At 37.6% G+C, this 13,821-nt stretch carries 11 protein-coding genes; all 11 read right to left on the bottom strand.

Translation table 11 applies throughout. The features are described 5' to 3' along the window. Positions 1-174 precede the first annotated feature (174 nt). A complete protein-coding gene (locus JP39_RS05060) occupies positions 175-1,338 on the bottom strand; it encodes a GNAT family N-acetyltransferase (RefSeq protein WP_041499396.1) in 1,164 nt (387 codons plus the stop codon). A 59-nt stretch (positions 1,339-1,397) separates the two neighbouring features. Next, the gene (locus JP39_RS05055; RefSeq protein ID WP_041499397.1) at positions 1,398-2,480 is read right to left on the bottom strand and encodes a DUF871 domain-containing protein; all 1,083 of its coding nucleotides are present in this window, start codon (positions 2,478-2,480) and stop codon (positions 1,398-1,400) included. Between the two features lie 25 nt (positions 2,481-2,505). Beyond that, positions 2,506-3,807 carry a PTS cellobiose transporter subunit IIC gene (gene celB / locus JP39_RS05050; protein WP_041499398.1) on the bottom strand — a complete coding sequence of 434 codons (1,302 nt, stop codon included), beginning with the start codon at positions 3,805-3,807 and terminating at the stop codon, positions 2,506-2,508. A 141-nt stretch (positions 3,808-3,948) separates the two neighbouring features. Next, positions 3,949-4,722, bottom strand: coding sequence for a MurR/RpiR family transcriptional regulator (locus tag JP39_RS05045; protein ID WP_041499399.1), 774 nt, complete (start codon positions 4,720-4,722; stop codon positions 3,949-3,951). A 673-nt stretch (positions 4,723-5,395) separates the two neighbouring features. Continuing rightward, positions 5,396-6,853 carry a 6-phospho-beta-glucosidase gene (locus JP39_RS05040; RefSeq protein WP_041499400.1) on the bottom strand — a complete coding sequence of 486 codons (1,458 nt, stop codon included), beginning with the start codon at positions 6,851-6,853 and terminating at the stop codon, positions 5,396-5,398. 27 nt (positions 6,854-6,880) lie between these two features. Then, positions 6,881-8,326 (bottom strand): 6-phospho-beta-glucosidase, encoded by a 1,446-nt coding sequence (locus JP39_RS05035; RefSeq protein ID WP_041499401.1) that lies wholly within the window; start codon positions 8,324-8,326, stop codon positions 6,881-6,883. Positions 8,327-8,331: 5 nt separating this feature from the next. Beyond that, positions 8,332-8,667 carry a PTS lactose/cellobiose transporter subunit IIA gene (locus JP39_RS05030; RefSeq protein ID WP_041499402.1) on the bottom strand — a complete coding sequence of 112 codons (336 nt, stop codon included), beginning with the start codon at positions 8,665-8,667 and terminating at the stop codon, positions 8,332-8,334. Between the two features lie 98 nt (positions 8,668-8,765). After that, on the bottom strand, positions 8,766-9,074 hold the full coding sequence (locus JP39_RS05025; protein WP_041499403.1) for a PTS sugar transporter subunit IIB: 309 nt from the start codon (positions 9,072-9,074) through the stop codon (positions 8,766-8,768). Positions 9,075-9,610: 536 nt separating this feature from the next. Beyond that, positions 9,611-10,432, bottom strand: a complete 822-nt coding sequence (locus JP39_RS12470; protein WP_082330649.1) for a Cof-type HAD-IIB family hydrolase — start codon at positions 10,430-10,432, stop codon at positions 9,611-9,613. An 80-nt stretch (positions 10,433-10,512) separates the two neighbouring features. After that, entirely contained in the window at positions 10,513-11,817 is a 1,305-nt protein-coding gene (aroA, locus tag JP39_RS05015) for a 3-phosphoshikimate 1-carboxyvinyltransferase (protein WP_041499404.1), read from the bottom strand. A 651-nt stretch (positions 11,818-12,468) separates the two neighbouring features. Next, on the bottom strand, positions 12,469-13,803 hold the full coding sequence (locus JP39_RS05010; RefSeq protein ID WP_041499405.1) for a M20 family metallopeptidase: 1,335 nt from the start codon (positions 13,801-13,803) through the stop codon (positions 12,469-12,471). Between the last annotated feature and the right edge of the window lie 18 nt (positions 13,804-13,821).

Raw genomic sequence — 13,821 nt, 5'->3', positions numbered from 1 at the left:
CAGGCATTCAGGCTTTTCTTTCAAGTGATAAATAAACTTAAAGTAGACAATTTTTAATACGTTTCAAATCAAAATCAATAACGTTTTTCTTCCATATAAGTAGACTATCAATTTTTAAAAAATAATTGATAAATAAAAAGGTGTTCGGATTCAACCCAAAACACCCAAATAAATTTAGAAATAATCAATTAATTGCGGCTTTTCTTTTATAAAGACATCATTCAAGAGATCAATCTTTTCACTATCACCAGTTACAACACCGAGTTCAAATAGCGAATTTAAAGAACGATAACCAAACATTGCCTTAGTTAACGTCTGAATAGTCAGCTCCATGTCCGGAGTCGCGTCATCAGCAATTTCAAAGCTTACAACGCCATTTTCAATTGATAATTGCCAAATATGATTGTTCCACTCTAAATCATCACTAACCTTGAAATATACCTTTGGCATAACCAACGTTTGAACTGGATAACGTTTCATAAAATCATTCAAGTCAACAATTCTAGCCATCATATAAGGTGTGACCGTAACTTGTGCTGAATTAGGATCAGTTAATAAATCAGCCTTGAAATCTGGATCTGGTGATTCATAGACGAATTTCTGAAAAATCGACTGATGTTTCGTAACAAACTTGCCTAATAATTGACGGCTAAGGGGATTTTCATTAAACCACTCGTGAATATTGAAAATTGAGCCTTCATTGTAGTAAATTAGATAACCAATCAATTTATCAGTATCATCATACGCCGTAGCAACTTGATAATCTTCATGTTTATCAAGCATGTGATCCCACCACCACTTTGGACGGACCACTCCACCGCGATGATTATTGCTCAAATACATTATCTTAATATCATCATTCAAATCTTTAATATCATCACGTTCAACATGACCGCTTGTGGCATTTTTGATACGTGGAAGTCGATCATTATTCATCGTTATAACGCTATGGTCAAAGACCTGTTCACACCCAAATTGACGATAATAACCGTAAGAAAACGGTGCTAAATAGGACAATGTGATCTCATTGTGATACATATCGGTCAAAGCTGTTTTCAATAATGTTCCAGCACCACCACGGCCTCCAAATTCAGGTGCACTCATAACGTCACCAATGCCATTCATCTTATAATCGACGCCATGAAAATTAACATCAAATGGAATACTGAAGAGACCACTGCCAAGTTTCTTGTGATTCATTAAGCCATAAACCATCGAGTGATCGAAACGTTCCTTCAAAACATCTTTACGATGCTTTGAATCCTCACGATTGAATGAATACAAATATAATTTATAAAATTCGTCAAATTTATCTTCATCGAGTAAATATTTATTCATATTTTCCTCCCCTATAAAAAAATACTATTCAATTGAGAATAGTATTTCTTTATTTTTTATTATGCTAGTTTGAAACTACTCCAAGGCTTGATGTAATTCAACAAGAAAGCCTCGTCAGAATTCAAGTGTCCGATAACATTACGACGACCATCGTTCTTGATATCTCGAAGTGCGATTTGCGTCTCACCTTTGTATTGACCGTAGTTTTCATTAACAATGATGATATCACCGCGTTTGATATCTTGAGTATCATGGGCGGGAAAGTTCCCATCTTTATAAACAACTCGTGTCATTGTACTACGTAACAAGTAGTCAGATGCATCACCACGATAGACGTGGGTAGTATTCAAAATAACTTCTTTTTCAAGATCAGTCGCATTGTTTGAGAAATCAACCTTCAATACTGGATAAGGTGCGTAGAAAGCTTTAGAAGCTTCCTGTAGCTCTTCATCAGATGCATAAGTGTTTCCGATGATGACATCATCAACGACTCCACTCAAGAGCAAATGCTTAACTTGTGTCGCAATTGGTAAATCACGATCATCTTCAAGCGTTGGCAAACCGTCCTGAACGGGCCAAGGACCAAATGTTGCACTATGTGAGCTAATGAAGGCAGCTGAGTGAATATTACGATCCTTGAAAAAGTTTGACCATTTAATGAAGAAGTCTTCACCTAAGCCAGTATATCTTTGAGGATAAAAGTTGTGACAACCTAGGAGGTTATTTGTGTCAGGATGATATGAAATAATATTATCCAAGTAGTGTGTACCAGAACTCATATTAATTTCAATCTTCAACCCGTAAGGATTACGAGTCATCTTAGCCTCTTCCATACCAGAGAAACCTTCGTCCAATCTGATACCGGCAGCGCCAAGATCATGGAAAAATGATAAATCATCATAACTAATATCAAGTGCTTTGAATAATCTAGGGTTCATATCAACGATTGTGACAAAGCCTAACTTATTTCCATAAGCAATCGTTTCTTTAAAACGGTTAATGGTTTTGTCTTTGTCATCACCTAATTCAAGCAATGAAGCAAAGATTCGTGAATAGCCTAGTTTACTGGCAGTATCAAGATATTTTTTATCATCCTCTAAAGTTGAATGCTCTGGATATAATGATAATCCAAGTCTTCTCAAAACATGACCTCCAAAAAGTTAAATGTTATTTACTGATTTTAGCTGAATCTAATTCTTCAGCCAATTTTTCTTTATCCATTGACTTGAAGAAGTAGAAGTAAATCAAAGTATCAAGCACGATGTTGATAATTTGTAGAACAGCACCAGAAATGTGACCAGTTGAAATAAATCCTGATAGAATTGGTGGAGTTGTCCATGGAATATAAACACCCATTGGTCTAGCAACCCAGTTAGCTGCCATTGAAACATATGTTGTAGTTACGTTAACAAGTGGTGTCAAAATAAATGGAATAGCCATCTTGTAGTTCATAACAATAGGAAGACCGAAGACGATAGGTTCGTTAATGTTGAACAAAGCAGGTCCAGCAACAAGTTTACCTAATGTCTTTAATTCTTTACTCTTAGCAGCGAATGCTAGTAGCATAGCCAAACCGATTGTGGCACCAGATCCACCCATGTGGACGAAGTTATCGAAGAATGATGTTGTAACGATATTTGGTAGAGCTTTACCAGCAGTAAAGGCTGCGTGGTTTTGGTTCAAAGCTGTTAACCAGATAGGCATCATAACACCAGAAACAACGTTGGCACCGTGAATACCGAATAACCATAGGAATGAAACAAGGAACTCAGCAACTAAAGCACCTGGCAATGTGTTACTCAAGTGACCTAGTGGTGTTGCCAAGAAGAAGGAAATGATATTTGGAATACTTTGCATTGGTGTTGCTTCAACACCGATACGAATTACCCAAACAAGAGCTAAGATAATGAAGCCTGGGAACAAAGCAGCAAATGAGTTACTTACTGCGGGTGGAACTGTATCAGGCATCTTGATTGTCCAGTTCTTGTGAACCATCCAAACATAGAAGTCGGTGATAAATAGACCAACAATAATAGCTGTAAATAAACCTGCTGAATCCAATTGTGTAAGTGGAACCCATAGAGCTCCAGCTTTATCTGTCTTCAAAGGAATTGTAAGTACGAAAGCACCCAATGAAACGATTGAAGCAGAGATTGGATCAACTTTATAACTCTTAGCCAAGTTATAAGAAATACCGATAACAGCAATCAATCCCATGATATGGAATGAAGCGTTAGTTGGATATTGTAATACGGTTGCCCAGTTCTTACCAAAGATACTAGCCATGAAGTCTAGATAGGCTTGAATTGGAAATTGTGCGATAATCATGAACAATGAACCAATGATGATCATTGGAACAGCTAATGTCATACCATCACGCAAAGCAATCAAATGACGAGAAGAAGCAAGCTTGCCGGCAAGTGGAATTAACTTGTCTTGGACAAAGCTGCCAGATTTCTTTTCAGCCATGTGTAAAACCCCCTCAAATAAATAAAATATGTTTCATAGCAGAAACACGAATCTGCTTACAAGAACCATTGTAACCCTTTTCATTAAAAAGTATATGCATTTATAAGTAAAATAATAAGTTATCATATAAAAAACATGTTACTAATCCGTAACATGTTCCGTAAATCGATTATCCATTTGGTCTACCATCTTGTGGTAAGCACAGTTAGACATCTGCTCCAGCGTATATACGATAGGCACTTGCGTTGTTACGTTGATGTGTCCTTTACGATTCTGTGGCGTGTCATATGAGATTGAGAAGTCTGTTATTTGATTAAGAACTGAGTATGAATTAGCCGTTAAAGCAATTGTTTCTGCCCCATTCTTCTTATAATAACGAGCTTGTTCCAAAACTTGATCCGTCTCACCAGAAATCGAAACTAAGATCAACAGTGTCTTCGAGAAATCCCGGTCTGAGAAGGGTTCCGGCTGGAATGGATCAATAATTGGCAAAGAGTAAATCCCATAACTAGATAGGATACTAGCCCCAAATTGAGCGATTCGCCCGCTGTTACCTACTCCAAAAAACAAAACAAGGTCCGAAGCATTGATCATATCGGCAGCTTGATTGATTTTGTTATCAAATGGTTCCTCGTCAGCAACAAGTTGAAAGAAGTTCTTGATAGGCTCCATACTTGGATCCTGTTGTGCTTTAGCAGGTTGCTTAAGACTTTGTTTGAGCGCAAATTTAAACTCTGAGAAGCCGCTATAATCCATTTTCTTAAGGAATCTCAAGATAGTAGTAGTCGAGACATGCGCTGCATCAGCCATCTCACGAATAGTCATATTTTGAACTTCCTTCGTATGGCCAATAATATATTTATAAACGATTAATTCCAGACGATTAAGTTCATGAACTTTCTGATATGGAAACATATTTTAACCTCCCTTATGATTGGTCTATATCATTTTTAGTGAACATAATTATATTATATATGTAACAAATTACATAATCTAGGTGCCGCCTCCAGTTGTCAGTAAGATAGTCCTGCTGTGGGGACCGGTCCGAGCCAAAATGCGGTCTCGAACCTCGCTTTGAATCCTTGCAAGTGCAGCAAGTATCCAAAGTCGCCCCGTGGTGTAATGGCTAAAGCCATAACGCCACCTCCACTGCTGGACTATCTTACTGACAACTTCCGGCTAAAGTTTGTTTTTTTCAGGTTAACTGATACTTTAAACGTGCGCATTATTGAATTTTTTAACGAAAATTATCGGTTAAACCTTTAATTTGTTTCAAAACAGGTACTTCGTTAAATCATCTAATAACGGATACAAAAAACATCCTTTAATACGTTAGCCAACTTGTGACAGTGATTTACCAGCAGTACAAGTGGCGTTAGAGCAGCGATTTTCTGCTCTTACCCCACTGACGTATTTTGAGATTCGCGGGTTTTGCGAAGCTCAAAATCGAGGCGCGAGACCTTGGCTCGCACCGGTCACACAGCAGGTAAAATCACTGTCACAAGTTGGCGGCCTGGCGGCCCAAAACCTATAAAAAAGAAGCTGAGACAAAATGATATGACTTTGTCTCAGCTTCTTTTTAATTGATTCAGTCTAATTGTGATCCGTTTGTACGGATTACTTTTTGATACCAGTAGAATGAATCTTTCTTTGAACGTTCAAGTGTTCCGTTACCTTCATCATCTTTATCAACATAAATGAAACCGTAACGTTTGGACATTTGACCTGTTCCAGCAGAAACTAAATCAATGCAGCCCCAAGGTGTGTAACCTAAGAGATCCACTCCATCCTCGTTAACCGCTGTTATCATTTGTTGAATATGAGCTCTGAGATAGTCAACACGATAATCATCATGAATGCTACCGTCAGCTTCGACTTTATCGTAAGCACCAAAACCATTTTCAACAATCATAACTGGCTTGTGATAGTGTTCTGTCAACCAGTTCATTGAATAACGCAATCCGATAGGATCAACTGGCCAGCCCCAGTCATTATATTTAAGGTTAGGGTTCTTAACTGTTTCACGGTCACCGACAAACTTGAATTCAGGATTGTCGTCACTATATTTAACAGTCATTGAGTTGTAGTAACTGAAACCAACATAATCAACTGTTCCCTCACGTAAAACAACGCGGTCTTCGGCTGTAATATCTGGTCTCAAGTCATGATTCTTAAAGTAAGCTTCCATACCTACAGGATATTCACCCAAGGCTTGAACATCAGCCCACCAGTAACGTCTTTGCATAGCTTTTTCGGCTAACAAAATGTCACGTGGATCTGATGAAGCTGGGTAAACGGGTGTGAAGTTAACCATATTACCAATTTCAAAGTCAGGGTTGATCTTGTGACCAATCTTAACTGCCAAGGCACTAGCAACAACTTCATAGTGTGATGCTTGATACATCAAGGCTTCACGTTCGTCTTCTGATTCGTTATCTCTAAAGATCAAACCAGAGTCAGTTGCGATTGAAAAGTCATTAGTAAATGTTGTTTGGTTATTAATTTCGTTAAAAGTCATCCAATACTTAACTTTGTTCTTGTAACGTTTGAAACAAACTGTTGCAAATTTAACAAAGAAATCGATAACTTTACGACTTCTCCAGCCACCGTATTCTTCAACCAAGTGATATGGCATTTCAAAATGTGACAATGTGATAACTGGTTCGATGCCATACTTCAAGCATTCATCAAATAAGTCATCATAAAATTTCAAACCTGCTTCATTAGGTTCGTCTTCATCGCCATTTGGAAAGATTCTTGTCCAAGCGATTGATGTTCTAAAACATTTGAATCCCATTTCAGCAAATAATTTAATATCGCCTTTATATTGGTGATAGAAATCAATTGCCTCATGGTTAGGGTAATTCTTTCCAGCAATAATTCCATCAGTAATTTCACGTGGCTTTTGGTAAGCACCAGCAGTCATAATATCTGACACACTGACACCTTTGCCGTCAACATTCCAAGCACCCTCGAGTTGGTTGGCTGCAACAGCTCCTCCCCATAGGAAATCTTTTCTTAAACCACTTTTTGTCGTTTCAGTCATATAAAAACCTCTCTCCATTTTATATGTCTATTCATCTAGATCTTTACCATTTGAGGCGATAACTTTCTTATACCAAGCAAATGAATCTTTCTTGTAACGTTTCAAACTACCGTTACCTTCATCATCTTGATCAACGTAGATCATGCCGTAACGTTTCTTCATTTCACCAGTACTTGCTGAGATCAAATCAATGTGACCCCAAGGTGTATAACCAATCAATTGCACACCGTCCTCTTTAACTGCCTTTTCCATTTGTAAAATATGGTCGTGGAAGTAAGAAATACGATATGGATCATGGATACTGCCATCGTCTTCTAATTTATCGTAAGCGCCAAAACCATTTTCAACGATGAATAGTGGCTTGTGCCAACGTGTTGTCATCCAATTCATGGCATAACGAAGTCCAACAGGATCAATTTGCCAACCCCAGTCAGATTTCTCAACGTAAGGATTTGAAACTAAATCTTCACTTTCGTTGTAATCGAAGTGAGTATCGTTTTCCTTAGCTTGCGTTGTAAATGACATGTAATAGCTGAAGCCAACATAATCAACTGTTCCGGCTTTGATAGTTGCTAAATCACTAGCAGTGACATCAATATCATAGCCTTTACGAGTCCAATATTTTTCGATCCATTCTGGATAATAGCCAAGTGCTTGAACATCGCCAAAGTAATAACGATATTGCATAGCACGTTCAGCTTTCATAATATCAGCAGGCTTTGATGTTAATGGGTAAACTGGGCACATTGCAATCATTGAACCGACTTGTAAACTTGGGTCGATCTTGTGTGCAATTTGAACAGCATGAGCACTAGCAACAAATTCATAATGAGCAGCTTGGAACATTTCTTTTTCCCAGTTGTCATCTTTGCCCAATTCCAAACCAGAGTCTTGCAACAATGGATGTGGATCACTCCAGTCAGTTTGGTTGTTGATTTCGTTGAAAGTCATCCAATACTTAACTTTGTCCTTGTAACGTCTGAAACAAACTTCAGCAAAACGATCAAAGAAACCGATTAGCTTACGGTTACTCCAGCCGCCATATTCCTTAACCAAGTGATATGGCATTTCGAAATGTGACAAAGTAATTACTGGTTGAATTCCATACTTGAGACATTCGTCAAACAAGTCATCATAAAATTTCAAACCTGCTTCATTAGGTTCAGTCTCATCGCCGTTTGGAAAAATTCTTGTCCAAGCAATTGATGTTCTGAAACATTTCAAACCTAATTCAGCGAACATTTTGATGTCTTCGGGATATTTGTGATAGAAGTCGTTACCCCAATGATTAGGATAAATTTCTCCATCCTTGACACCATCAGTTACTTTACGAGCTACTCCCTTAGAACCAGCAGTCATGACATCAGCAATACTTACACCTTTGCCGCCTTCATTCCAACCACCTTCTAATTGGTGAGCAGCAACAGCGCCACCCCAAAGGAAACCTTCGGGCATTTGAATTCCTTCACTCATTGAGATTATTTCCCTTCTTTATCAAGTCTCTTGTACAAATCAACAATTTCTCCAGCAAGGTCTCTAAATGTAATAGCATTCATAATGTGATCTTGTGAGTGAACCATCAATAGAGTAACTTTAGCATGGTCACCGTTAGCTTCTTTTGTAAGCATATCTGTTTGTGAGTTGTGAGCATCAACTAAGAATTTGTCAGATTCCTTTAACTTTTGGTCAGCAATTGTAAAGTGACCCTTCTTAGCAGCGTTGATTGCTTCAAAAGCAGAACTCTTGGCGTTACCACCATTAATAATTAATCCCATTACTGTTTGCAATTGTTCATCATGTTGTTCTTCAGCCATTTTTATAAATCTCCCTCAATATTTTAAGCGCTTACTGTCGCTTTAAATAACAAAAGGGGTGCAAATTTACGCCCCTTTGTTTGTTTTTTTATTAATGATTAACCGATTAATTTTACAGCTTCTTGTAGAACCTTTTCACCGTTCATCATTCCGTAGTCTTGCATGTTGATTACTTCAACAGGAATACTTAACTTCTCCTTGAATTGACCTTCAAGATATCTTACTTGAGGTCCAAGCATCAATACATCAGGATGCTTTTCATCCAACTTTGCATCTGCATCAGCAGCAGCAGTAGCGAAGATTTCTACATCAATGCCATCACTTTCAGCAGCTTTTTGCATTTTTGATACTAGTAAACTTGTTGACATACCAGCAGCACATACTAACATAATTGTCTTTTCAGCCATAATCAAATACCCCTCTTGATTCATAATTTATTTATTTGTTTTTTTGCTAAAACGTTTACTAAAAACGCTTTCATAGAACAATTAGATTGTATAACGTCTATGAAATTTTATCAAGATGTTTTTACCAAAAAACAAATATTAGTTTCAAAATTGTCTTAATTTGATTGTTTATTGATAATAGTAGGTTTTGTCTTGTGTATTATTTATAAAACATGATTTTTATATTTATATCTGCCGTCGTAAGAGCAGAGAAGTATTTTGCCTGCTTTGCGGTACGGTCTCGTACCTCGGTTGAAGCCTTGCAAGTTCGGCAACCCGGTGGTGTAATGGCTGACGCCATAACGCCACTTCCACTCCTGGTGAATACTTCTCTACCCTTCTGACTAGTCATTATTAAAGCCCTAGAATAACTGTATTAATTCAAATATTGACGATAAAAAACAATAAAGTTACCAAATCAAATTCAACTCTACATTAATTCAAAACCCACAAAGGCAAAAAAATAGTACCAACTCACGAATGAATTGATACTGGCTTTAATCAAATTCTTTATTCAAGACTCTCTCTAACATTTTTGCCACGCCGTCTTGGTTATTGTTGCTAGTCGTATTCCAAGCCACGTCTTTAACTCGCTCGATAGCATTGTCCATCGCTACGCCGTAACCGACCTCTTTGATCATGTCTAAATCATTTCCATAATCACCGAAGCACATAAAATGCGTCATAGGGATCTTGGAATATTCTGAAACATGTTGCAAAGCTGACAACTTTGTTACATCTTGCCCATTGATTTCAAAATAATAGCTACCTGAACGACTAATTGTGATTGGCAAAGCCGTAAATGATTCTAATTTCTTTTGTAATTCAGGCAGTTTAGCTGGTGAACAGCTGAAGCAGACTTTGTAAATATCTAAGTCTGGACGATCATTTAATTTCTTCAGGTCTTCCATTGAGTGTGCTTTGATGTGATGACGACTCATTCCCTCAAAGTAAGTCGTCCAACTATGATTTGGGTCATAGATATACACGTCATTCAAACCGTCCAAAACTACTTTGAACTTGCTGAATTCAGCACGCTTTAAAATTTCCGCAATAACTTTATGGTCCAATGGTTGATCAATAATTCTTTTTCCCTCAGGATCAACCACGACTGCGCCGTTTAAAACTACTCGATAACCTGGTACTTTTAGATCATTCTCAAAATATTTATTGACAGAATGTAACGTTCTCCCTGAACAGATTGCGAATTCACGCCCCGAATTGACCACATTACGAATAGCTTGGACATTTGCGGACGAGATCTTACTGTAACTATTCAGTAACGTTCCATCTAAGTCAGTTCCAATAAATTCAATCATTAATAACGTAACCCCTTACATTGTTGCAATTTATAATAATCATACGACACTGATTGAAAAAAAAGAAGTCCCTTTCACAATTACTTAGCGACAAGGACTTTATTTAAGTCGGCAATGAATCCCGGATAAGAGACGTCAATTGCTTCAATATTTTTAATTTTAAAAGGTGTATCTGTCAAAATTGAGGCGATGCAGAGCATCATAGCTATACGATGATCATTATGACTGTCAACATCATCTTTAACCTTGATTTCTTGGTCTCCGTCAATCACAATCTGGTCTTCATGAACCTGCATAATGATACCCAATTTAGCCAATTCTGTCCGCATGTTGATCAAGCGATCACTGATCTGTAAATAAACATCGTGGATGCCGTCAATCACTGTCTGACCTTTTGCCTGCGAAGCCATCAAAGCTATCAAAGGTATTTCATCAATGATAAAGGGTACTTGTTGGGCAGAAATCGTCGTGCCATGTAACTTCTGAGATTTAATTATCAAATCACCGAACGGCTCAACACTGTTGATTGAATGTTGATTGAGAAAAATATGCGCTCCCATTTGTTTCGCAACATTTAATAGTCCAATCCTAGTTGTATTCAAGCCAACCCGTGGCAAGGTAATCTCGCTGCCTTCTGACAACAGCGCACCAACAATATACATTGCGGCTGAAGAAAAGTCTCCGGGTACCGTTAAGCTTTGACCTTCCAGCTGGCCATGATTTGGATGGACTACGATAATATCCGGTTTAACATCAACGTCAGCCCCAAAATAATTTGCTAATACCTCGGTATGATTTCTAGTTGGTAATTTACGGATAATTCGCGTATCACTGTTGGCATAAATACCAGCTAAAACCAAGCTGCTCTTAATTTGAGCATTAGAAATATCTTGATGATAAGTAATTCCTTGTAAGTCATTACTACCAGTTATTTTCATCGGTAAAGCGTTTTTAGTCGTTGCTTGGTAACTGGCCCCCATCTCCTGTAAAAGGTTTACTAAATGGCTTGTAGGCCGTTTTTGAAGATAATCTCCACCAATTACTTCATATTGGTTGGGACTGCTGGCTAAAACACCATACAACAGACTTCGCAACGTCCCGACATTGTCAATCTGAATCGGATGATCCAAAGGCTTTAATTGATGATTAATTCCCTTAATAATCATATCTTTATTGCTAATTTCGGTATGAATTTTAGCGCCCAATTCACGAAAAACTCGAACGGTTACCGCTAAATCATCAGCATACATAAAATTACTAATTTGAGTTACCCCATTAGCTAACGCACCAAAAATAATAGCCCGATGAGCAATACTTTTATCACCCGGCACCGTTATTTCGCCTTGAAAACTAAATTTGCGTGGTTGCGTATTAAAGTCAAACATGTTTCTACACCTCAAATGTATTTAAAAACTGCCATCTCCAGAGCTAGTGAATACTCTCAGCTCTTCCGACTAATTTATCTCTAAATTAATATTAATAATTTATTTTTCGAATCAAATAATAATTATGCTTATTCCAAGTAAAACAAATATCTTATTATTGAATCAAATGAAATGTCCTAAGTAAACTAATAAACTCTGAACATCTTTTATATCTGTCAAAAGTAACAATTAAATTTACCAAAGACAAATATGTTCGTATTAATTCCTTCACTGTTACGCTACCGAATTTTGAAATATAAAACAAACTTTTAGTCTTGAGAATAAGGAAATAAGTTTCTTTTTATGTAAAGCTAAATTTAATATCAATAATCAATCAATAATAGATAAGATTATTTCAAAGTAAAAATAGTCGGAAGCGCTGAGAATATTTACCCGCTGTGGGTGTGGCGTTACGGCTTCAGCCGTTACACCACCGGGCGTGTTTGGAGACTTACCGGTCTTTGGTAAGGCTTCAAACCGAGGCTCGAGACCGCCTCTTGGCTCGGGCCGGTCCGCATAGCAGGTAAATGTTCTCAGCGCTGGAGACGGCCAAGTTTAAAAAAGAACAAAAAAAATAGGACCTCAGCCCTATTTTCATTAATTATTGAAATCTTATACGCAAAGACGATAGATAGCTTCAGCAAAAATTTCCATAGCTTTTCTCATATCAGCCTTGCTCCAGTTTTCATTAGCTTGGTGCATGAAATCAGGAGTTGTTGGTAACATCCCACCAAAAGCAACACAGTTGTGCATTGTTCTAGCAAATGTAGCACCGCCTGAAATTGCTGGTTGTGATTTAGTATCGCCTGTTAAATCTTGATATGTCTGCATCAAAGTTTTAACAAGTTCACTGTCAGTTGGAACGTATAATGGTGCTACGTAATCAAAGTTTTCATACTTCATATCAAACTTAGCAACTGCATCGGAAACTTGTTGTATTAATTCATCGTGGTCAATCTTTACAGGAATACGCATATCAATTTGCATTCTTGACTCTTCTGGTGTGATCTTCAAACTTGAAATATTGAAAGTCAACTTACCAGATACATCATCAGAAACATCGCCCAACAAGTTAGTAGCATTAGCATCTTCGCCAAAAGCCTTCAAGAATTTCAAAACGGCAATGTCTGGGAATACGTCAGCCAAAGCAATAGCTAATCTGACAACAGCATTAGTACCTTCTGGAGCGTTCATAGCGTGAACTGACTTACCGTGAACTTCAATTTCGCCATCTTTTTGATCAGCATCGAAATTGTGAGCTTGTAAGGCAGCAAATACTTCAGCCTGCTTTGGACCATCATAAATAGCTTTACCAGGAACAGCGTTGAACGCATTCTCAAGATCAAGATTCAATTCAGTTGAGCCAGGGCCAGTTAAATATGATTGTTGTAAACCTTTTTCAGCATAAATCAATGGGAATTCAGCATCAGGAGCAATACCCATGTCGATTGGGTCTTCCTTCTTGTTATATTCAGCCAAACATCTCCAAAGAATTTCTTCGTCAGTACCAAAGATTACACGAATCTTTTTGTTAAATTTATAACCTTTATCCAAAATGGATTTGATAGCATAAATTGCTGAAATAGTAGGTCCTTTATCATCTTGAGTACCACGTCCATACAACTTACCATCTTTGATAGTTAGTTTGTATGGTTCTACATCCCAAGCTTCCAAATTTCCAGCTGGAACTTCATCCAAGTGACCAACGATACCAAATGTTTGATCACCTTCACCAATATCAGCATAGCCATAATAGCCATCTGGATCTTCGTGAGTCTTAAAGCCCAATTTGTCCATTAATTCCATTGTCTTATCAAGTGCTGCTTTAGGTCCCTTACCAAATGGTGCATTAGGTTCTGCTTCACTGTTAAATGAGGCAATACCAACTAATTCACCCAAGTCCTTGATAGCTTCGTCTTGAATTTCGTCTGTAATAAATTGTTCCATTATTCAAACCCCCAGAAT

The sequence above is a fragment of the Companilactobacillus heilongjiangensis genome (assembly GCF_000831645.3).
Taxonomy (GTDB): Bacteria; Bacillota; Bacilli; order Lactobacillales; family Lactobacillaceae; genus Companilactobacillus; species Companilactobacillus heilongjiangensis.
Note: the sequence above shows the minus strand (reverse complement) of the source record. Positions and strands in the feature narration are given on the sequence as shown.